16 protein-coding genes are annotated in these 20,633 nt (G+C 75.6%); 4 read left to right on the forward strand and 12 right to left on the reverse strand.

All coding sequences use genetic code 11. From position 1 onward, the window contains the following. Window positions 1-223: 223 nt before the first annotated feature. The 7 genes from trpA to RVR_RS07610 form a co-directional block, all read right to left on the reverse strand. Window positions 224-1,042 (reverse strand): tryptophan synthase subunit alpha, encoded by an 819-nt coding sequence (gene trpA / locus RVR_RS07585; protein ID WP_202233118.1) that lies wholly within the window; start codon window positions 1,040-1,042, stop codon window positions 224-226. Then, entirely contained in the window at window positions 1,039-2,292 is a 1,254-nt protein-coding gene (trpB, locus tag RVR_RS07590) for a tryptophan synthase subunit beta (protein WP_202233119.1), read from the reverse strand. Before trpB ends, trpA begins: the two co-directional genes overlap by 4 nt. A gap of 52 nt (window positions 2,293-2,344) precedes the next feature. Then, on the reverse strand, window positions 2,345-2,488 hold the full coding sequence (gene trpM / locus RVR_RS39075; protein WP_402445462.1) for a tryptophan biosynthesis modulator TrpM: 144 nt from the start codon (window positions 2,486-2,488) through the stop codon (window positions 2,345-2,347). Window positions 2,489-2,557: 69 nt separating this feature from the next. Continuing rightward, window positions 2,558-3,367: an indole-3-glycerol phosphate synthase TrpC gene (gene trpC / locus RVR_RS07595; protein WP_202233120.1), complete on the reverse strand. Its 810-nt coding sequence runs from the start codon at window positions 3,365-3,367 to the stop codon at window positions 2,558-2,560. A 160-nt stretch (window positions 3,368-3,527) separates the two neighbouring features. Then, complete coding sequence (locus RVR_RS07600) at window positions 3,528-4,052, reverse strand: DUF2752 domain-containing protein (protein ID WP_430393110.1); 525 nt, start codon at window positions 4,050-4,052, stop codon at window positions 3,528-3,530. Between the two features lie 152 nt (window positions 4,053-4,204). Then, window positions 4,205-4,465, reverse strand: a complete 261-nt coding sequence (locus RVR_RS07605) for an HGxxPAAW family protein (RefSeq protein ID WP_202233121.1) — start codon at window positions 4,463-4,465, stop codon at window positions 4,205-4,207. A gap of 130 nt (window positions 4,466-4,595) precedes the next feature. Then, window positions 4,596-5,204: a TIGR02234 family membrane protein gene (locus tag RVR_RS07610; RefSeq protein ID WP_202238455.1), complete on the reverse strand. Its 609-nt coding sequence runs from the start codon at window positions 5,202-5,204 to the stop codon at window positions 4,596-4,598. Window positions 5,205-5,621: 417 nt separating this feature from the next. Here RVR_RS07610 and RVR_RS07615 point away from each other — a divergent pair, with 417 nt between their 5' ends. Both RVR_RS07615 and RVR_RS07620 read left to right on the forward strand, forming a co-directional pair. After that, the gene (locus tag RVR_RS07615; RefSeq protein WP_237404625.1) at window positions 5,622-6,863 is read left to right on the forward strand and encodes a S53 family peptidase; all 1,242 of its coding nucleotides are present in this window, start codon (window positions 5,622-5,624) and stop codon (window positions 6,861-6,863) included. 173 nt (window positions 6,864-7,036) lie between these two features. Continuing rightward, entirely contained in the window at window positions 7,037-9,973 is a 2,937-nt protein-coding gene (locus RVR_RS07620; RefSeq protein ID WP_202233122.1) for a helix-turn-helix transcriptional regulator, read from the forward strand. Window positions 9,974-10,171: 198 nt separating this feature from the next. Here the strand turns inward: RVR_RS07620 and RVR_RS07625 are convergent, their stop codons facing one another. The 3 genes from RVR_RS07625 to hisI form a co-directional block, all read right to left on the reverse strand. Then, window positions 10,172-14,050 carry a carboxypeptidase regulatory-like domain-containing protein gene (locus RVR_RS07625; RefSeq protein ID WP_202233123.1) on the reverse strand — a complete coding sequence of 1,293 codons (3,879 nt, stop codon included), beginning with the start codon at window positions 14,048-14,050 and terminating at the stop codon, window positions 10,172-10,174. 307 nt (window positions 14,051-14,357) lie between these two features. Continuing rightward, window positions 14,358-15,866 (reverse strand): anthranilate synthase component I, encoded by a 1,509-nt coding sequence (locus RVR_RS07630; RefSeq protein WP_202233124.1) that lies wholly within the window; start codon window positions 15,864-15,866, stop codon window positions 14,358-14,360. A 107-nt stretch (window positions 15,867-15,973) separates the two neighbouring features. Continuing rightward, a complete protein-coding gene (gene hisI, locus RVR_RS07635; protein ID WP_202233125.1) occupies window positions 15,974-16,324 on the reverse strand; it encodes a phosphoribosyl-AMP cyclohydrolase in 351 nt (116 codons plus the stop codon). 127 nt (window positions 16,325-16,451) lie between these two features. On the opposite strand from hisI, the gene RVR_RS07640 reads away from it, so the two are divergent. Beyond that, the gene (locus RVR_RS07640; protein WP_202233126.1) at window positions 16,452-17,420 is read left to right on the forward strand and encodes a hypothetical protein; all 969 of its coding nucleotides are present in this window, start codon (window positions 16,452-16,454) and stop codon (window positions 17,418-17,420) included. A gap of 107 nt (window positions 17,421-17,527) precedes the next feature. Beyond that, a complete protein-coding gene (locus tag RVR_RS07645; RefSeq protein WP_202233127.1) occupies window positions 17,528-18,160 on the forward strand; it encodes a TIGR03085 family metal-binding protein in 633 nt (210 codons plus the stop codon). A gap of 264 nt (window positions 18,161-18,424) precedes the next feature. Here RVR_RS07645 and RVR_RS07650 read toward each other — a convergent pair whose 3' ends face one another. Continuing rightward, complete coding sequence (locus RVR_RS07650; protein WP_202233128.1) at window positions 18,425-19,702, reverse strand: MFS transporter; 1,278 nt, start codon at window positions 19,700-19,702, stop codon at window positions 18,425-18,427. A 268-nt stretch (window positions 19,703-19,970) separates the two neighbouring features. Continuing rightward, on the reverse strand, window positions 19,971-20,606 hold the full coding sequence (locus RVR_RS07655; protein ID WP_202233129.1) for a winged helix-turn-helix domain-containing protein: 636 nt from the start codon (window positions 20,604-20,606) through the stop codon (window positions 19,971-19,973). Window positions 20,607-20,633: the final 27 nt, after the last annotated feature.

Below are 20,633 nucleotides of genomic sequence, written 5' to 3' on the forward strand. Positions count from 1 at the left end.
GCTCGCGCCCCGGGGGTTTTTCGCCCGCCCGGGTGACGTTTCACCCCCGTGAGGGTGACGGAACCCTCCGGGGTGGGTGGGTGCGCGCTGTTCCCCGCGCCATCGAGGGTGCGCGGCGTCCGTCCGCGGAAGGAGCCGCGCACCTCCAGAGGGCGCGGGGAACGGCGCGCGACCGTCCACCGGGTGGTGGTCCCGGAACCGACGGCACCGGCCCGCCCGGGGGTCAGGGCGCCCGGCGGACACCCTCCGCCAGGTCGGCGGCGAGGGACCGTACGGCGGCCAGGCCGTCGGACAGCTCCTCGTGGTCCAGCAGCCGCTGGACGAAGGCCGAGCCCACGATCACCCCGTCGGCGAAGGACGCCACTTCCGCGGCCTGCTGGGCGTTGGAGACGCCCAGCCCGACGCAGACCGGCAGCGCGGTCGTCGCCCGGGTGCGGGCGACCAGCCCGGCCGCCTGCTCCCCGACGCTCGCCCGGGTGCCGGTGACGCCCATGAGGGAGGCCGCGTAGACGAAGCCGCTGCCGGCCGCGGTGATCCGGGCCAGGCGCTCGTCGCGGCTGGAGGGGGCGACGACGAAGACGGTGGCGAGGCCGTGCGCCTGGGCCGCCTTCCGCCACACATCGGACTCCTCCACGGGCAGGTCGGGCAGGATGCAGCCGGCCCCGCCGGCGTCGGCGAGGTCCGCGGCGAACCGCTCGGCGCCGTACCGGTCGACCGGGTTCCAGTACGTCATCACCAGCACCGGCTTGCCGCTGGCCGCGTGCCCCTCGCGGACGGTGCGCAGCACGTCGGCGATGCGGACGTGGTTCTTGTTGAGCGCGATGTCGTCGGCGGTCTGGATGACCGGTCCGTCCAGCACCGGGTCGCTGTGCGGCAGCCCGACCTCGACGACGTCGGCGCCGCCCTCGAACGCCGCCTTGACCGCCTCGATGCCGCCGTCCACGGTCGGGAACCCGGCCGGCAGGTAGGCGACGAGCGCGGCCCGGTGCTCGGCGCGGGCGTCGGCGATGGTCTGTTCCAGAAGCGTGATGGTGCCGCTCACTTCGCGTCCCCCTCGTCGTAGAGCCCGAAGTAGCGGGCGGCGGTGTCCATGTCCTTGTCGCCGCGGCCGGAGAGGTTGACCAGGACCAGGCCCTCCGGTCCCAGCTCGCGGCCGATCTCCAGGGCGCCGGCGAGCGCGTGCGCGCTCTCGATCGCGGGGATGATGCCCTCGGTGCCGGACAGCAGCCGCAGCGCCTGCATCGCGGCGTCGTCGGTCACGGCGCGGTACTCGGCGCGACCGGTGTCCTTGAGGTAGGAGTGCTCCGGTCCCACGCCCGGGTAGTCCAGGCCGGCCGAGATCGAGTACGGCTCGGTGATCTGGCCCTCGTCGTCCTGGAGGACGTACGACCGGGAGCCGTGCAGGATGCCGGGCTCGCCGACGGTGAGGGTCGCCGCGTGCTCGCCGGTGGCCACGCCGTGCCCGGCCGGCTCGCAGCCGACCAGCCGCACGGAGGCGTCCGGCAGGAACGCGTGGAACAGGCCCATCGCGTTGGAGCCGCCGCCGACGCAGGCTACCGCCACGTCCGGCAGCCGGCCGGCGCGCTCCAGCAGTTGGCGCCGGGCCTCCACGCCGATCACCCGGTGGAAGTCCCGGACGAGCGCGGGGAACGGGTGCGGGCCGGCCACGGTGCCGAACAGGTAGTGGGTGCGGTCGACGTTCGCGACCCAGTCGCGGAACGCCTCGTTGATCGCGTCCTTCAGCGTGCGGCTGCCGGACTTCACCGCGATCACCTCGGCGCCGAGCATCCGCATCCGCGCCACGTTCAGCGCCTGGCGCCGCGTGTCGACCTCGCCCATGTAGATCGTGCACTCCAGGCCGAACAGGGCGCAGGCGGTGGCCGTCGCCACGCCGTGCTGGCCCGCGCCGGTCTCCGCGATCACCCGGGTCTTGCCCATGCGCCTGGTGAGCAGCGTCTGGCCGAGCACGTTGTTGATCTTGTGCGAGCCGGTGTGGTTGAGGTCCTCCCGCTTGAGGAAGACCCGGGCGCCGCCGGCGTGCTCGGCGAAGCGCGGCACCTCCGTCAGGGCGCTGGGGCGGCCGGCGTAGTTGACCATCAGGTCGTTCAGTTCCGCGGCGAAGGCCGGGTCGGCCTTCGCCTTCTCGTACTCCGCGGCGACCTCGTCCACGGCGGCGACCAGCGCCTCCGGGATGAACTTGCCGCCGAAGGGGCCGAAGTAGCCGTCCGCGGAGGGCACGGAGCCCTCCGGGTCGGGCAGGAAGTAGGTGTGTTCGTCGGGCGTGTCGGACATACGTGTCCCCTGGGGGGTGGTGGGGTGGTCGGGCTGACGGCTGCTGCGCGGCTCAGCCGCGGCGCCATCGCCTCCCGTTCACCTGACCCGGCTCGCACCCGATCACGTAGCGCACGCGCCGCCCCAGCACCCGCCGTGCGGGGGCACGGCACCCACGGGGCTTGCACCCGGGTGCGAGACGTTGCGCGATGGCCATGCCCGGAAGTCTAGCGGGCCGCGCGGACCCTCCCGGGCGGGCGGGTCCGGCGGGCCGGCGGGGACGGGGTCAGTCGCGCCCGTGCCGCAGGGCGGGGTGCGCGCCGGCGGCGACCAGGTCGGCGACGGCCGTCCGCGGATCGCGCCCCGTGACCAGCGACTCCCCCACCAGCACCGCGTCGGCGCCGTCGTGGGCGTAGGCGATGAGGTCGTGCGGCCCGCGTACCCCCGACTCCGCGACCTTGACGATGTGGTCGGGGATCTCGGGCGCGACCCGCGCGAAGGTGTCGCGGTCGACCTCCAGCGTCTTCAGGTTGCGCGCGTTGACGCCGATGATCCGGGCTCCCGCGTCGACCGCCCGCACGACCTCCTCCTCGTCGTGGACCTCGACGAGCGGCGTGAGCCCGATGGACTCGGCCCGCTCGACGAGGGAGACGAGCGCGGGCTGGTCGAGCGCGGAGACGATCAGCAGGGCCAGGTCGGCGCCGTACGCGCGGGCCTCCCAGAGCTGGTAGGCGGTGACGATGAAGTCCTTGCGCAGCACCGCGGTGTCGACCTTGGCCCGGACCGCCTCCAGGTCCGCGAGCGACCCGCCGAAGCGCCGCTGCTCGGTGAGCACGCTGATCGCCGCGGCGCCGCCCGCCTCGTAGTCCGCCGCGAGGGCCGCCGGGTCCGCGATCGCGGCGAGCGCGCCCTTGGACGGGCTGGACCGCTTCACCTCGCAGATCACCTTGACGCCCTCGCCGCGCAGGGCGGCCACGCCGTCGCGGGCGTCGCGCGCCTTGGCCGCGCGCTCCTTGAGGTCGTCGAGGGAGACCCGGGCCTGTCGCTCGGCGAGGTCGGCTCGTACTCCGTCGATGATCTCGTCGAGCACACTCACGCGAGAACTTCCCTTCCGGCCGGGTCGAACAGCGAAATGATCAAGCCAGTGGCGGTTGACCGCCGGCACTCCGATGGTATCGGGCGGGGGGCGCACTACCCGAATCGCGCCGCCGGCGATCCCACCACCTGGACGAACGCGGTCGGAGCGGCTTCGCAGGTCACGGGGCGAGCGCCGCGCCGAAGGGCAGGTTCCGGACAACCGTGAAGACGAGTACGAGCCCGCCGGCCGCCCACCGCCACGCCGGCCGCACGGTCGGCTCGAAGGGCCTGCCGCGGACCGCGTGCACCACCCACAGCACCCAGACGACGGCGAAGACGGCGTACCCGGCGACGGCCACCGCGTTGCAGCCGAGCGCGGTGCGCAGATGGCCGTGCGCGAGGGCGTACGCGCCGCGCAGCCCGCCGCAGCCGGGGCAGTACACCCCGGTGTAGTAGAGCAGCGGGCAGGCCGGGTAGTGCCCGGGCGTGCGGGGATCGACGGTGCCGACGTAGGCGAACGCGGTCGCCACGCAGCCGAGCACGCCGAGCGGGACGGCGGCGCGGCGCAGGACGCCGGGGCCGGGACCGGGGCCGGGGTGCGGCGCGCCGGCGAGGTCCCCGGCGCCGCGGGGGGTGCCGGAGATCCCGGCGGTGGCGGCCGGGGCGCCGGGGGTCGTGGCGGTCTCGCGCGCGAGGTGGGTCACGGCGCCGATTCTGCCCGCGGACGCACGAAGGCGCAGCCGCGCGGACCGGGGTCCGGGATGCTGCGCCTTACGGGGTACCGCGTACCGCCCCGGGGGAGCCGTCGGCCGGGCCCGGGAAGGGCGTTCGGCCGGTCGGGGCCCTGGGCGGCGGTTCAGACGCCCGCGTGGGCGCCGGACTGCTCGCCGGAGGTGCTGCCGCCGGTGCGCGCGATGGGCTCGTACGTCTGGCCGAGCCCCATCAGCTTCATGACCCCGCCGACGACGACGCCGACGGCGACGATCGCCATGCCGACCCAGAAACCGGGCGTGTTCGCCGCCACCATGAAGCCGCCGGCCACGCAGCAGCCGATGAACGCGATGATCACGCCGGTCCAGGCGGCGGGGGTGTGTCCGTGGCCGTGCTGTGCCGCCATGAGTGCTCCCTGCTCAGTCGGGTCGGGCGTCCTGCGCCGCCCACTTCGCCCCCCATTGTTGCGCGTGCGGGACATGGGGCGCGCACCGGGGGGTTGTACGGCGCGGCCGGCCCGCCCCGGCGGGGGCACCCTAGGGGGCCGTGGGGTCCTCGCCGCGGTCGAGGGCCTTCCAGAGGTCCTCGGGGCGGTCGGGGTCGATGGCGGGCGGGGCCGCGGCGCGGCCGGTGGGGCGGTCGTAGCGGCTGGACATCGCCGGCCAGCGCGAGCCGTAGCGCAGGGCGGTGAGGCCGGCGATCAGGAGCAGCAGCCCGCCGGCGACGGAGACGTAGGGCCAGCCGGTGGTGCTGGTGTGCGCGGCGGTGGCGTGGGTGAGGCTGGTCGCGGTAGCGGCGGCCGCGTCCAGGGCGCCGTGGTCGCCGCGGCGGGCGAGCGCGGTGGCGGCGGCGCCGAGGCCGCTGAGCGCGAGCAGCGCGGCGACGGTGTAGCGGCCGATCCGGCGCACCGCGAAGATCGCCACCAGCGAGGCGAGCCCGACCAGCGCGAGGGCGCCGGGCAGCGCGGTCATCTGGCTGCCGCCCGCGTGCACCGGCATGGCGTGCCCGGCGGAGGAGGCGGTGCCGCGGGCCCAGGTCTTGCCCGCCGCCAGCAGCACCAGGCTCGCGCCGACGACGCCGCAGCCGAGCGCGACGGCCAGGGCCCGGTAGGCGGTGCGGCGCGCGGGGTCGGTGCGGCGCACCACGCCGGGCGCGGCGGGATCGTCGGGGACCGTGGGATCGCCGGACGCCGCGGGGCCGTCGGGCGCCGCGGGATCGCCGGACGCCGCGGGGTCCGGCCCGGGGGCCGGGGCGGGCGGTTCGGTGGACGTCGCGGAGTGCTCAGGCGCGGCCGGTGACGTGTTCACCCCTCCACTATCCCCTGCCCGCGCGCCGCCTTTGCGGCGGGGGCCGGTCGGGGGCGCGGGGACGGGGGGATCACGCGTGGGTCATGCGGAGCCCGCGCGTCCGCTACGTGAAGGTAAAGCGGAGATCGCCGCGGGCTCCTTGTTGACGTGCGCGGGTCACCCATAGCGTTCCGCACGTCCCAACGATCCCAGAACCGAACAGAAGCAACAGCTTTCCCACACTCCTCAGTTCCCCCCACCACAGGAGGAAGTCGGTTGCGCTTCACCCTCGGCAACTTCACATCCATATCCCTCCGTACCGGCCTCGCCCTCACCGCAGCGGCGGGGCTCGCCGCGTCCGGCCTCGCCCTCGCCTCCTCGGCCGAGGCGGCCCCGGCGGCGAACGGCCTGCGGACCGCCCACTCGTGCGCCGCCGCCACGAAGGCCGGCCAGATGGCCTGTCAGGCCGTCAAGGTCACCAGCGGGGCGAGCACGCTGGCACGCTCCAGCGGCGCCGTGGACCCGGCCGCGGCCCCCTCCGGCTTCGGTCCGGACGACCTGCACGCCGCCTACAACCTGCCCACCACCGGCGGGTCGGACGCGACCGTGGCGATCGTCGACGCCTACGACGACCCCAACGCCGAAGCGGACCTCGCCACGTACCGCTCCACCTACGGCCTGCCGGAGTGCAGCACCGACAACGGCTGCTTCAGCAAGGTCGGCCAGAGCGGCAGCGCCTCCTCGCTGCCGAGCGCCGACGCCGGCTGGGCCGAGGAGATCTCGCTCGACGTCGACATGGTCAGCGCGACCTGCCCGCAGTGCCACATCCTCCTGGTGGAGGCGGACAGCTCGTCCATGAGCGACCTGGGCGCCTCGGTGAACACCGCGGTGTCGCTCGGCGCGAAGTACGTCTCCAACAGCTACGGCGGCGGCGAGTCCTCCTCCGACGCGTCCTACGACAGCTCGTACTTCGACCACCCGGGCGTGGCGATCACGGTCAGCGCGGGCGACTCCGGCTACGGCGTGGAGTACCCGGCCGGCTCGCAGTACGTCACCTCGGTCGGCGGCACCTCGCTGACCGCCGACTCCTCCGCCCGCGGGTGGAGCGAGTCCGCCTGGGACGGCTCCGGCTCGGGCTGCTCGGCCTATGACGCGAAGCCGAGCTGGCAGACGGACAGCGGCTGCGCGAAGCGCACCGTGGCCGACGTCTCGGCGGTGGCCGACCCGAGCACCGGCGTCGCGGTCAACGACACCTACGGCGGCGACGGCGGCTGGGAGGTCTTCGGCGGCACCAGCGTGTCCTCGCCGATCATCGCCTCGGTCTACGCGCTCGCCGGCACCCCGTCGTCCGGCTCCACGCCGGCGTCGTTCCCGTACGGCCACACGTCGGACCTGAACGACGTGACCAGCGGGTCGAACGGCTCCTGCAGCACGTCCTACCTGTGCGGCGGCGCCAGCGGCTACGACGGCCCCACCGGCCTCGGCACCCCGAACGGCCTCGCGGCCTTCACCGGCTGACACCGGACGGGCCCGCCAGGGCGGCACGGTGATCGCGCGGTTCCCCGCACCCCGAAGGCACGGGTGCGGGGAACCGCGCGTTCCGCCGCCCGGACAACCCCTGGCGTACCCGCAGGTCGCGGCGGAGAATTGGCCGGTCGGACGGGGGCGTCGGCTGGAGGGGTGGCTCGGGGGTGGCGGAACGCTGGCTCGGCCGGACGCGGTTCGTGGGACGCGACCGCGAACTCGCACGGGTGGTGGAGGCGTTGGCGCGCCCGCCCGCGCTCGTACTGATCGAGGGCGAGGCGGGCATCGGCAAGAGCCGGCTCGTCCGGGAGGCCGTGGCGGCCACCGACCGCGACGGCGCGCGGACGCTGCTGGCGGTGTGCCCGCCGTTCCTGGAGGCGTTCACCCTCGGGCCCGTGGTGGACGCCGTACGGGAGGCCGCACCCGACGTGGCGGCCCTCGGGCTGACCGCCGTCGCGGGCGCGCTGCGCCCGCTGTTCCCCGAGTGGTCGCAGGACCTGCCGCCCGCGCCCGAACCGCCGGCCGACGCCGGGGTGGCCCGCCACCAGCTCGTCCGGGCGCTGGCCGAACTGCTCGACCGCGCCGGCGTCGAGGTGCTGGTCGTGGAGGACGTGCACTGGGCCGACGCCACCACGCTGGACTTCCTGGTGTACGTCGCCACCCGCCGGCCCCGGCCGCTGACCCTGGTGCTCACCTACCGGCCCGAGGAGGTGGCGGCGGACTCGCCGCTGCTGCGGCTGACCTCGCGCCCGGCGCAGGACGTGTGCCAGGTGCGCGCGACCCTCGGCGGGCTGCCGGTGTCCGACGCGGCCGGCCTCGCGTCGTCGATGCTCGGCGGCGACCGCGTCTCGGCCGGCTTCGCCGCCTTCCTCCACGACCGGACCGAGGGGGTGCCGCTGGCGCTGGAGGAGTGCGTACGCCTGCTGCGCGACCGCGACGACCTCACCTGCCGGGACGGCGAGTGGGCGCGCCGCGGCCTGGACGAGATCGCAGTGCCGCCGACCATCCGCGACTCGGTGACCGAGCGGGTGGCCCGGCTCGGCGCGGACGCCCGGCGGGTGCTGCTGGCCGCGGCGGTGCTCACCGACCCCGTGGACGAGCGCACCCTGGCGGCCGTCACGGGGCTGCCGGTCGGCCGCTGGCCCGCGGCGCTGCGCGCGTCCCTCGGCAGCGGCCTGCTCGGGGAGACCACCGCGCGGCCCGGCGGCGGCCTGCCGGCCGGCCGGACCGGGATCGCCTTCCGGCACGTGCTGGCCGCGCGGGCGGTGTACGACCGGGCGGCGGCCCACGAGCGCGCCGCCGCGCACCGCCGGGCGGGCGAGGCCCTGGAGACCGCGGTACCGCCTCCGGTCGGCCGGCTCGCCCACCACTTCCGGGAGGCGGGGCTGACCCGGCGGTGGTTCGCCTACGCCCGGCAGGCCGCCCTGCTCGCGCTCTCCTCCGGCGACCACCGCACCGCGGCGGGACTGCTGCACGCCCTGATCACCGAGCCGACGCTGCCGCCCACCGAGGTCGCGGCCCTGGCCGGGCAGGTGTCGTCGCACGCGTTCACCGGCGACCCCAGGGCCGGGGAGATCGCGCGGACCCTGCGCGCGGTGGTGGACTCGGGGCGGCTGGGCCGGCGCGACCGGGCGGCCGTGCGCGCGCAGTTGGGCCGGATGCTGCTGACGGTCGGCGAGTACACCGAGGCGGCCGCCGTCCTCGAACAGGCCATCCCCGACCTGGCCGACCACGGCTACCCGGTCGCGTCGGCGATGACCGTGCTGGGGCTGCCGCTGCACGACTCCTGGCCGGTGGCGACGCACCTGCGCTGGCTGGAGCGGGCCGAGGCGGTCGCGTCGTCGTCCGAGATCGGCCCGGTGGACCGGTTCGAGCTGCGGCTGGCCCGGATGACCGCGCTGTTCGAGCTCGGCGAGGAGTCCGGCTGGGAGCTGGCCGGCCGGATCGACGCGGACGAGTCCAGCCCGCAGGCCGCCGTCCTGACCGCGCGGTTCCACCTCAACGCGGGCCACGCCGCGATGAAGTGGGGCCGGTACGCCGACGCCCGCCGGTACCTGGCCGCGGCGGTGGACGTCGCCGGCCGGCACGGCTACCAGCGGTTGCGCGACCTGGCCCTGGTGACCGCGGGCCACCTGGACTGGCTGACCGGCGCGTGGGACGGCCTGGACGAACGGCTGGCGGCCTGGCAGGAGGTGGACGGCGAACCGCTGATCCGCATGGACGCCCTGCTGGTCGGCACCCAGCTACGGGTCGCCCGCGGCGGTCCCGACGAGGAGGCGCGGAAGGTGCTGGCTGCGGTGCGCGAGGAGAGCGTACGGCGGGGCACCACCGACCTGCCCGCGGAGGCCGCCGGCGCCCTGGCCAGGGTCGCGGCGGAGCCCTCGGCGGACCACACCGCCGAACCGGTCGGCCGCCTGGTCCGCAAGGGCGTCTGGCTGTGGGCCGGGGAGGTGCTGCCCGAGCACCTCGCGGCGCTCACCTCGGCCGGCCGCCGGAGCGAGGCGGAGGAACTGGTCGCCGCCTTCGAGGACGGCGCGCGGGGCCGGGACGCGCCGGTGCTCGCCGCCACCCTCGCCTCCTGCCGCGCCCTGCTCGCCGAGGGCCGCGGCCGCCCCGCCGCCGCGGCCGACGCCTGGGAGGCCGCCGCGAGCGCCTGGCGGGCCCTGCCCCGCCCCTACGACGCGGCCAAGGCCGGGGAACGGCGGGCCCGGTGCCTGCTGCGCGACGGGCGCCGCACGGCCGCGCTCGCCGCACTGCGCGCCGCCCACCGCGAGTTCACCTCGCTCGGGGCGCGGTACGACGCGGACCGGGTGCGGCGGGCCCTCGACGCGCAGGGTGCCGGGGCCGAGGGCCCCTGGCGGCCCGGCCGGCGCGGCTACGGCGACCGCCTGTCCCCGCGCGAGCTGGAGGTGGTCCGGCTGGTCGCCACCGGCCTGACCAACCGGGAGATCGCCAAGGCGCTGTCGCGCTCGCCGAAGACGGTGGCGACGCAGCTCAACTCCGCGATGCGCAAGCACGGGGTCTCCTCGCGGACGGCGCTGGCGGTCCGGGTCACCCAGGCGGGGTACGACGCCGGCGCCGAGCCCGGCCCCTCGCCCGCCTGACCCTCGCGCCGATTCGCGCCGCCCCGCCCCGTACCCCGCGCCGCCCCGCGCGGCGCCCACCGGTGGAGCCGGGGTCGCGCCCTTCGGTGCGGACGGGACCGGGGCCGGGTCCGGGTCCGGGCCGGTCGGCCCGCGGCCCCGCGCCCTCGCGTGCGTGCGAGGGGGCGGGGCCGCGGCCTCGGTCGGGTGCCTTCCGGGTCAGTGGTGTCCCTTCTTCGCGGTGACGGTGAAGGCGACGGGGACCGCCGGGCGCACGTAGGGGGAGTCGGTGACCAGGGAGAGGCCGGCGGTGTAGCGGCCGGCCGCGGGGACGTGCGAGGCGTCCGCGGTGACCAGGAGGTCGGCGGAGTGCCCCGGCTTGATGGTGAGGGTGGTGCGCTGCTCGGTCAGCCAGCCCACGTCGTCGCCCCCGCACTGGTCGAAGCCGGGGAGCACGTCGGCGTCGGCGGTGCCCACACCGAACGACAGGCCGTTGGCGTAGGCACCGCCGACCTGGTACATCCCGCATCCGCTGCCGCCGCCGCGCAGGAGCGCCAGCGGGGTGTCCGGCAGGTCCGTCCACCGGTCGGTCACCGGGTCGAACTGGACCGTCCGGTCGGTGGCGCCCGACGTGCTGTAGCCGCCGGCGATCTGCAACTCGCCGTTGGCTCCGCTGGAGGCCATGCCCCAGACCGGGTAGGGCAGGTCCGGCAGCGGGGTCCAGGCGCCGGAGCGGGGGCTGTAGGCGTAGGCGGTCGCCAGCGCCTGGGTGCGCCCGGCGTTCGTGCTCGCTCCGCCGGCGCACACCACCTCGTCGGAGATCCCCGCGCACGCCTCGCGCTGCACGGTCGTCGGGTAGTCGGCGGCCTTGGTCCACCGGCCCGTGGCCGGGGTGTACCGGTAAACGGCGGCCTGGGTCTGGTCGCAGCCGTCCGCGCAGCCGCCGACCACGTAGAGCGCGCCGTCCAGGACCGCGACGGCCCCGGTCTCCTCGGGCGCCGGCAGGCTCGCGAGCGTCGTCCAGGTGTCGGTGGCGGGGTGGTAGGCGTAGACGGAGGACCGGACCTGGACAGTGCCGGCGTCCGCGTCGCCGGTCCAGCCGCCGATCACGTACAGCGTGCCGTCGAGGAAGGCCGCCGAGGCGCCCGCCAGCGGTTCGGGCAGGTCGGCGATGCGCTGCCAGGCCGCGCCCACCGGGTCGTAGACGTACGCCTCGGCCAGCGCGGTGCCGCCGACGACCTGGCGGATGCCGCCGACCGAGTACGCCCGGCCCTGGTAGTCGGCCTCGGCGTTGTCCAGCACCGGTTCCGGCAGCGCGGGCAGGCGCTGCCAGTCGTCGGAGGAGGCACCGGTGGCGGCGGTGTAGCCGCCGCTCTGCTCGCCGACGGTGACGGTGATCGGCGCGCCGCCGGTGTTGGTGAGGGTGAGCTGCCGCACGTCCCGCTTGCCGAGGACCGCGCTCGCGGTGACCTTGCCCGGGGCCACCGTCAGCTCGCCCGCCGCGAGGGCGGTGCGCGCCGTGGTGACGGCGTCCCTGGTGGTGGCGACGGTCCTGGTGGCCGTGACGTAGCGGTTGGCGGCCGCGGTGTAGGTGTGGCGGCCGGCGCCCTTGGCGAACAGCCAGTACCAGCCGTCCGGCAGGGCCGGGTCGTCCGGGGTGGCGGTGGTGGCGGTGGTGGCCTCCGGGTCGGCGGTGTCGGTGACGACGGCGCCGTCGACCGCCTTGCCGGTGTTCGCGTCGGTGACGGTGCCGGTGACGATCCCGCCGGGCACGGTCGCGCAGGTGCCCACGGTCACGTCGTCCAACTGCCAGAGCGTCGTGCCCTGTCCGGTGAAGTGGAAGCGCAGCTCGACGTCGCTGCGGCCGTAGGCGGCGGTGAGCGGCACGCTGACCGCGGTGACGAGGTCGCCGGTGCTCTGGTGCCACACCGAGGTCCAGGTCTTCCCGCCGTCGGTGCTCAGCCCGACGTCGGCGGAGGTGTCGGACGTGCCGAGGTAGGCGGTGTCGAAGTGCAGCGCGGGGTCGGTCTGCCCGCTCAGGTCCATCACCGGAGTGGTCAGGGTGGTGTCCTCGGCGGCGCCGCCGTGGTCGTAGGGATCGGCGGTGGCGAAGTTGCCGCTGCCGCCGGTGAGGTTCCACATGGTGGAGTCGAACTGCCAGGTGTCCCCCGCGGCCGCGCCGGTGACGGCCCATCCGCTCCTCGGCGCGGTGGACCAGTCCTCGAAGTCCGCCGCCGCCGGGTACGCGTAGCCGGGTGCCGCGCACCCGGCGCGGTCCGCGGTGAGCGGGACGTCGTGGCGCACGTCCGACGCGCCCAGGGAGACGGTGGCGTCGGACTGCTCGTAGCCGGGGTAGACCGACGCCACGTGCAGCGTGTAGGCGGCGTCGCGCGGCAGTTCGACGGAGTAGGCACCGGTCTTCGGGTCGGTGTGGATCGCGCCGGACGGGTAGCCGTCGATGGTGATCCTCGCGTACAGCGGGTAGCCGTGGCCGGAGCCGTCGGTGACCTTGCCGCTGAGCGTCCGGGTGGGCTGCTTGGTCAGGGCGAGGTCGGTGGTGGCGGACTGGCCGACGGACACGGTGACGCCGGAGGCGCGGGCGGTGTCGTAGCCGAAGTCGGTGGCGGCGGCGGTGTACGTACCGGCCGGCAGGGTCAGCGCGTAGGCGCCGGAGGTGTCGGCGGTGGCCCGGTAGGTGAGGGTGCCGTCCTCGGCCGTGAAGGTGATCACGGCGCCGGGGAGCCCGGCGCCGCCGGAGGCGTCGGTCAGGCGGCCGGCGACGGTGCCGCCGGGCTGCTGGACCAGCGCGGACACGCCGTCGGGGGTGCCGAGGCCGGTCGGCCCGTCCCAGCCGGCGCCGGCCGTGCACAGCACGCCGCCGCAGCTTCCGTCGCTGCCGGCGGTGACGTCGAAGAGGTGGTTGCCCTGGTCGGCGTAGGGATAGGTGACCGGGTAGGTGCCCGCGGCGGGCGTGCCGGCCAGCGCGTACATGGCGGCCGTCAGCGGGGCGGACAGGCTCGTGCCGCCGACCTGGAGCCAGCCGTCCTGGCCGAGCGTGTCGTAGATGCCCAGTCCCGTCTGGGGGTCGGCGTCGGCGGCGATGTCGGCGGTCGCCCGCCGGGCGCAGCCGGTGGCCAGGCCGCTCTGGTAGCCGGGCTGCGGTTCGTACAGCGAGCAGCCGCTGCCGCCCTCGGACCAGGCGGACTCGCTCCAGCCGCGGTCGCTGCCGGCGTCGGCGGTCAGCGTGGTGCCGCCGACGGCGACCACGTCCGGGTCGGACGCCGGCCAGTTGACGATGTTGCCCTTGTCCCCGGTGGAGGCGGTGACCACGACGCCGGGGTGGTCGTAGTGGGCGGAGTAGGAGGTCTCGATGCTGCTCTCGCCGGACAGGCCGTAGGAGTTCGAGACGAACTTCGCGCCCAGGCTCACCGCGGTGTCCGCGGCGGCGCCGAGGTCGCCGAGGGCCGCCGAGTCGCCCTCGACCAGCAGGATGTGGCACTGGGGGCACGCGGAGGACACCGCGTCCAGGTCCAGCGCCGTCTCCAGGGCCCATCCCGCGTCGTCCGCGGGGTAGCCGGTGCCGCCGCGCTGGTCCACCTTGCGGAAGCAGCCGTCGGAGCTCCCGCACGCCGGGAGGCCGTACTGCGCGCGGAAGGCGGCGAGGTCGGACTCGGCTGCGGTGTAGCCTCCCGCGTCCACCACCGCGACGGTCTGCCCCTTGCCGGCGCCGGCCGGCAGCCGGTACGCCTGCTGGATGTCGGTGGGGGTCAGCGCGGTGGCCGGCGGCCCGGAGGCGTCCGCCCTGACGGTGTGGCTGGTGCCGGTGCTGATCAGGGCGTCGCAGGTCGCGACGGGCTGACCGGCGCCGGCGTCGGCGGCCGCGCAGCCGGCGGGGGTGTAGTGCGGCAGGTCGTCGGCGAGGGCCGGCGGGATGTCGGGCTGTCCGGTGGCGCTCGTGGCCGCGGCGGTGGTGGCGGTGAGCGGGGAGGGCGGAGTGGCGGCGGCGCTGAGGTCCTGGCCGGTGGCCAGCGTGCAGAGCGCCGCGACGGCGGCTATGAGCAGCGGGACTGGCGCGCGCGTGCGCCCGCGTCGGAACATGGCGGAGGTCACCCTTTCGTCGGTCCTGACGACTCGTCGGCCGCGCGCCGGCGCGCCCGCCGTGCGGGTAATCGTCGAGGGAGGCGCGCCCAGTATCGGTATGACCGGGGCGCGTTGACGATCGGGCAGATGACCTAAACAAACCCCCCACCCGCCACTTCCGGCACGCGGCAACCGCCCGCCGGCGGCGCGCGGCGCCGACCCGAGCCGGTGCTGCCGAGCGGCAGGGCAGCGGCGCGGCGGGGCACGGCCGGAAGCGGCGGGGAGCCCGGGGGGCCCGACCCGGCCGCTCCTCCGGGAAGGCGCCTCAGGCGTGGAGGCGGTTGGCGGTGTTCACCGCCCGCAGCACGGCGGCGGCCTTGTTGCGGCACTCCGTGTCCTCCGCGACGGGATCGGAGTCCGCGACGATGCCGGCGCCCGCCTGGACGTAGGCGGTGCCGTCGCGCAGCAGCGCGGTGCGGATCGCGATCGCGGTGTCGGAGTCGCCGGCGAAGTCGAGGTAGCCGACGCAGCCGCCGTACAACCCCCGCCTGGCGGGCTCCAGTTCCTCGATGATCTGCATCGCGCGGGGCTTGGGCGCGCCGGAGAGCGTGCCGGCGGGGAAGCAGGCGGTGAGCACGTCGAAGGCGGTGCGGCCGGGCGCGACGCGGCCGGTGACGGTCGAGACGATGTGCATCACGTGCGAGTACCGCTCGACCGACATGAAGTCGACCACCTCCACGCTGCCGGGCTCGCAGACCCGGCCCAGGTCGTTGCGGCCGAGGTCCACCAGCATCAGGTGCTCGGCGCGCTCCTTGGGGTCGGCGAGGAGTTCCTCGGCGAGCGCCGCGTCGGCCTGCGGGGTGGCGCCGCGCGGGCGGGTGCCGGCGATCGGGTGCACCATGGCGTGCCCGTCCTCGACCTTGACCAGCGCCTCGGGGCTGGACCCGACCACGTCGAAGCCGCCCTCGGCGCCGCCGTCCTCGCCGGGGAAGCGCAGCAGGTACATGTACGGGCTCGGGTTGGTGGCCCGCAGCACCCGGTACACGTCCAGGGCGCTCGCCGCGCACGGCGTCTCGAACCGCTGCGAGGGCACCACCTGGAACGCCTCGCCGGCCCGGATGCGCTCCTTGACGTCCTCCACCGCGTCCCGGAAGTCCTGGCCGCCCCACCGGGTGGTGTACTCCGGCAGCTCCGAGCGCGGCAGCACCACCGGGGGGTGTTCGACCGGGCGGCCGAGGTCGGCCTCCATCGCGTCCAAGCGCGCCACCGCGCCGGCGTACGCCTCGTCCACGCCGGTGTCCCGGTCGTTGTGGTTGATCGCGTTGGCGATCAGCAGCACGCTGCCGTCCCAGTGGTCCAGCACGGCCATGTCCGAGGTGAGCAGCATCGTCAGCTCGGGCAGCCGCAGTTCGTCGCTGCCGTGCTCGCCGATCCGCTCCAGGCGCCGGACGATGTCGTAGCCGAGGTAGCCGACCATGCCGCCGGTGAACGGGGGCATGCCGCCGGCCAGGTCGCGCGGGGTGTGCAGCGCCTCCACGGTGGCCCGCAGCGCGGCCAGCGGGTCGCCGTCCACCGGGACGCCCACCGGGGGCGTGCCGAGCCAGTGCGCCTGCCCGTCGCGCGCGGTCAGGGTCGCGTCCGAGCGGACCCCGACGAAGCTGTAGCGGGACCACGCCTTGCTGTCCTCCGCGGACTCCAGCAGGAAGGTGCCGACGCGCTCGCCGGCGAGCTTCCGGTACAGGCCGACCGGGGTGTCGCCGTCCGCGAGCAGTCTCCTGGTGACCGGGATGACGCGGCGGTCGACGGCGAGCTTGCGGAAGGTAGCGAGGTCCATGGCCGCAGAGACTAGCCGTCCGGGGCGCCCCCGGCGCACCCGGTGCCCGCCGTGCCAGCCGGGGGACCACCTGCCGGCGGGGCGGGGCGCGGCGGCCGGCCGGGCCGCTACCCCTCCAGGAGGACGTCCTGGTCGAAGCAGGTGGGGGCGCCGGTGTGGCAGGCGGCGCCGGTCTGGTCGACGCGGACGAGGATCGTGTCGCCGTCGCAGTCCAGGGCGACGGACCGGACGTGCTGCACGTGGCCGGAGGTGTCGCCCTTGACCCAGTACTCCCGGCGGCTGCGGCTCCAGTAGGTGCAGCGGCCGGTGGTGAGCGTGCGGTGCAGCGCCTCGTCGTCCATCCACCCGAGCATCAGCACCTCACCGGTGTCGTACTGCTGGGCGATGGCCGGAACCAGACCGTCGGGGTTGCGTTTGAGGCGCGCGGCGATCGCGGGGTCGAGCGAGGTCGAGGGCATGGGCCCATTCTGCCGCCGATCCCCCCGTAACGAGAAAAGCCGCATTGTCCGGCAAACGCCGCAAGAGGGCTGTCCGCCATGCGGTAGCAGCTCGCCCAGTGTCACCCGTATGGGGCATCCTTTCGCCATGGGTTTTCCTCCGCCGCCGCAAGATGGTCCACCGCCGCCTCCGGAGCAGGGCGGCGGTTTTGGGCCGCCGCAGGGTTTCGGGCCGCCCCCTCCCCCTCCCCCGCCGGGTGAGGGCGGCTACGGCGCCCCCCAACAGCCGGGCGGCGGCCAGTCGTACGGCTACCCGCAGCAGCCCGACGGCCAGCAGCCGTACGGCTACCCGCAGCAGGGCCAGCAGGGCGGGTACGGCCCGCCCGGGCAGCCCGGCCCGCCGGCGCCGCCCGCCGGGTACGGCTACGGCTACCCGGGCGAGCAGCCGGGCTTCGGCTACCAGCCGCCCCCGCCGCCCCCGAACAACACCAAGCGCAACGTGTGGATCGCGGTCGGCGCGGTCGTGGTGATCGGCGCGATCATCGGCGGAGTCGCGGCGGCCAGCGGCGGTGGCGACGACAAGAAGCAGGCGGACGACAAGCCGACCGGCAGCGTCAGCATCAGCGGACTGCCGAGCGGCCTGCCCACCCCGAGCTTCACCCTGCCGAGCGACCTGCCCACGGACGACCCGTCGCTGGACCTGCCCACCGACCTGCCGACGGGCGACGACGGCCTGCCGACCGACTCGTCCTCGCCGGACGAGAAGCTGGTGCCGTACGTCTCGCTGTCGCCGGGCACCTGCTTCGACGCGCCGTCGCTGACGCCGTCGGTCTCCGAGGTGACGAAGAAGTCGTGCACCACCGCGCACGACGCGCAGGTGGTCGCGAACGAGACGCTGAGCGGCACCTTCGACACCGACGCGGACATCCAGACCAAGGCGCTGTCGCTGTGCCAGACCGACGCGCGCAAGCACCTGCCGCACGACGGCCGGGAGTACTACCCGTACGCGCTGTTCCCGAAGCTGGTCACGTACGAGTTGCAGGGCAAGAAGACGGTCACCTGCTCGCTGACCCGCAACAACGGGACGAACGGCACGAAGCTGTACAGCAAGCTCTGACCGCCGGGGGTGCGCGGCGACGGCGCGGCGCGCCCGTTCGCGGCGACGCGCGGCGATCCGCGCGGCCGGAGGCGGATGAAACCGCCGCCGGTGGTTAGCCTTCCGGTATGACGACCCATGCGCAGCGTGAACGTCTGCTCCTCGCCGATCTGCTGGAGCGTTCGGGGCCCGACGCCCCGACGCTCTGCGCGGGTTGGACCGCCAGGGACCTCGCCGCCCACGTGGTGGTCCGCGAACGCCGCGGCGACGCGGCCGTGGGGGCGCTGGTGCCCCGGCTGGCCGACCGCCTGGAGCGGGTCCGCAACGAGTACGCGGCGAAGCCGTACGCCGAACTGGTCCAGCTGATCAGGACCGGCCCGCCACGGCTGTCCCCCTTCTCCCTCAAGCAGGTTGACGAGGCGTCGAACACGCTGGAGTTCTACGTCCACACCGAGGACGTGCGCCGCGCCGCGCCGGACTGGACGCCGCGGACGATCGACCCGGTCTTCGCGGACGCGCTGTGGGCGCGGCTGGAGCGGGCCGCGCGCCTGCTCGGCCGGCGCAGTCCGGTCGGGCTGGTGCTGCGCTGCCCCGACGGGCGGACCGTCGTCGCGCACAAGGGCACGCCCGTCGTCACCGTGACCGGGGAGCCGGCCGAGCTGACGATGTTCGCCTTCGGCCGGCAGGCCGCGGCGAAGGTCGAGACGGAGGGCCCGGAGGAAGCGGTCACGAAGGTGCGCGAAGCGTCCCTGGGGGTGTAGCCGCCCCCGCCCCGCCCGGTCGCCCCGTCCCGTCGGCCCACCCCGCCCGGTCACCCCGTCCCGCCGACCTGGGTACCGCCTGCCGGTGGAGGCCGCCCGCGCCGTTCGCCGCCACCTCGGGCGGTGCCCTCAGTGATCCTCGCCGGGGTCGCTGCTTCACCGGAGGGAGCCGCACCGCGCGGGGGCGCGGGGGACGGCGCGACAGGCCCACCCGTCCAGCACGGGGTCCCGTGACCGGCGGGCGGGGCACCGCGGCGGGTTCGCTCACCGCGCGGAGCGCACCGCCGGGGAGGCGAGGCCGACCAGGCCCCCCAGCATGCCGACGGCGCTGCTGGCGAGGAAGACGGGGGCGGGGCCGAAGGCGGAGACGGCCGCGCCGAACGCGGGGTAGACGAGGGGCGCGATCCCGAAGCCGGTGAGGCTCATGACCGCGGTGACCCGGCCGAGGTAGGCGGGGTCGGCGGCAGACTGGACCATCGCGACGGCCAGACCGCCGCAGACGCCGCAGACGATCCCGGAGAGCAGGCCGAGTCCGACCGCGGCGCCGAGTACGGGGGCGGTGCCGATGAGCCCTATGGACGCCGAGCCGGCGAAGAGCGTGGCGATCTGGACGACGCCGGGCCGCCGCACCCGGCCGCGCACGGTGAGCAGGAGCGCGCTGGCCGCGGCGCCGGCGCCGAACGCCGCGATGATCCAGCCGTATCCCCCGGAACCCCAGCCGCGCTGCCGGGCGAGCAGCACCATCCCGATGTTGAGCGGGCCGACCAGGCCCAGCTCGCTGAGGGCGCCGGACAGGACGAGCGGCCCGACCAGCCGGTGCCGGCGCACGTAGCGCAGCCCGTCGCGCAGTTCGGCCCAGGTACCGGAGGAGGCGGCGCGGCCGGGCCCGTCCCCGTCGACGTCGGCCTCCGGGCGGCTCCGCTCCAACACGCCGATCCGGGTGGTCAGCAGCAGCGGCACGGACAGCGCGAACAGGCCGCCGGCCACGGCGAAGGCGGCGCCCGCGCCGCCGAGGCCCATCGCGAGCCCGCCGAGCGGCGGCCCCGCGATGTTCCCGGTGCGCACGGCGAGCGCGCGCATGCCCTGGAGCCGGACGAGCTGGTCGCCGGCGACCAGCCGCGGCGGCAGCGCGCCGACCGCGGGCATGAACAGCGCGTCCACGACGCCGAAGACGAGCGAGACGGCCACCAGCAGCCACAGTCCGGGCGCGGCCGTCGCGAGCACCACAGCCGCGGCGAGGATCAGCACGCAGCGCACCGCGTCGCTGCCGATCACCACCCGGCGCGGCCCGAAGCGGTCGGCCACCACTCCCCCGCCGAGCATGAGCAGGGCGCGCGGCACGGCGCCGACGGCCATCACCACGCCCACCTCCGCCGGCGGCACGGTCTTCGCGGCGGCGAAGCCGAGAGCAAGGAAGTAGACGCTGTCGCCGAGCAGGGACGCGGTGTACGCGGCCAGCCAGCGCAGCACGTTCGGGTCCCGGTGGGCGGAGGCGGCGGTGGCGGGTGGAGCGGTGCGAGCGGTGCGAGCGGTGCCGATCATGGCGGGCGGTCCTTTCCGGTGGGCGGATCAGGGAGGCGCACAACAGTTCGAAAAGGCGGAGCGCGGAGTGGCGTGCGGGCGTGCGGGATCTCCCCGCGGGCCCGGAGGCGTCAGGCCGGGAGGCGTCAGGCCGGGGGCGCCAGGCGTCAAGCGTCAGGGCGTACGGCCCCCGCCGACGGGCGGAACCGCGGGCGCGCGGGCCGATCGGCTGTCGGGAACTTCGGGAACGGGGCGGAAGAAGCGCTGGGGCCTGTCCGGCGGACAGGCCCTAATCGCGGTGGGGGAAGCCGTACATGTGGACCGCGACGTGTTCGCGGCCCTCGGTGTCGCCGGCCTCCTCCGCCGCCCTGCCGCGCTCGGTCCAGCGCCACATCAGGTCGCCGATCTCCTCGGCCATCTCCTGGAGTTCGGCCGCGGTCAGGCGCGGCATGTACTCGCTGGAGAACGCCGCCTCCGTCCACCGCCGGGGCCATGCGGCCTGCCCGTCCAGGTACCGCGCGTACCGCTCCGCGCGGGTGGCGAGGAGCTGCCGGGTGACCTCTCCGAGCACCGCGACGCCCTCGGGGCGGTCGTCGAAGTCGGAGTTCCGGAAGCTGAAGCCGCGGTCGGAGGAGAGCTTCCACCAGCGCTCGCGCCCGTCGCCGCCGCGCCCCGGCGCCTCGACGATGAAGCCGTGCGCGGCGAGCTTGCGCAGGTGGTAGCTGACCAGGGAGACCGCCTCGTCGACCTGGTCGGCCAGCCGCGAGGCGGTGGCCTCGCGGCTGGTGAAGAGCGCGCGGTAGATCCGGATGCGCAGCGGGTGCGTGAACACCTTCAGCGCGTCCAGGTCGGTGATGCGCGGTTCGGGGGCGCGCGGTACGGACGCGCTCGGTTCGGGGGACGGTGCCGCCTGTTCGTCTGCCACCCTCCCACCGTAGATAGGAAAGGAAAG

The organism is Streptomyces sp. SN-593, assembly GCF_016756395.1.
In the GTDB taxonomy this organism is placed as follows: Bacteria; Actinomycetota; Actinomycetes; order Streptomycetales; family Streptomycetaceae; genus Actinacidiphila; species Actinacidiphila reveromycinica.

Coding starts and splice junctions, on each gene's coding strand:
- trpB (WP_202233119.1), bottom strand. CDS start 2,292: ATGTCCGACACGCCCGACGAACACACCTACTTCCTGCCCGACCCGGAG.
- trpM (WP_402445462.1), bottom strand. CDS start 2,488: ATGGCCATCGCGCAACGTCTCGCACCCGGGTGCAAGCCCCGTGGGTGC.
- RVR_RS07605 (WP_202233121.1), bottom strand. CDS start 4,465: ATGGCGGCACAGCACGGCCACGGACACACCCCCGCCGCCTGGACCGGC.
- RVR_RS07625 (WP_202233123.1), bottom strand. CDS start 14,050: ATGTTCCGACGCGGGCGCACGCGCGCGCCAGTCCCGCTGCTCATAGCC.
- RVR_RS07630 (WP_202233124.1), bottom strand. CDS start 15,866: ATGGACCTCGCTACCTTCCGCAAGCTCGCCGTCGACCGCCGCGTCATC.
- hisI (WP_202233125.1), bottom strand. CDS start 16,324: ATGCCCTCGACCTCGCTCGACCCCGCGATCGCCGCGCGCCTCAAACGC.
- RVR_RS07640 (WP_202233126.1), top strand. CDS start 16,452: ATGGGTTTTCCTCCGCCGCCGCAAGATGGTCCACCGCCGCCTCCGGAG.
- RVR_RS07645 (WP_202233127.1), top strand. CDS start 17,528: ATGACGACCCATGCGCAGCGTGAACGTCTGCTCCTCGCCGATCTGCTG.
- RVR_RS07650 (WP_202233128.1), bottom strand. CDS start 19,702: ATGATCGGCACCGCTCGCACCGCTCGCACCGCTCCACCCGCCACCGCC.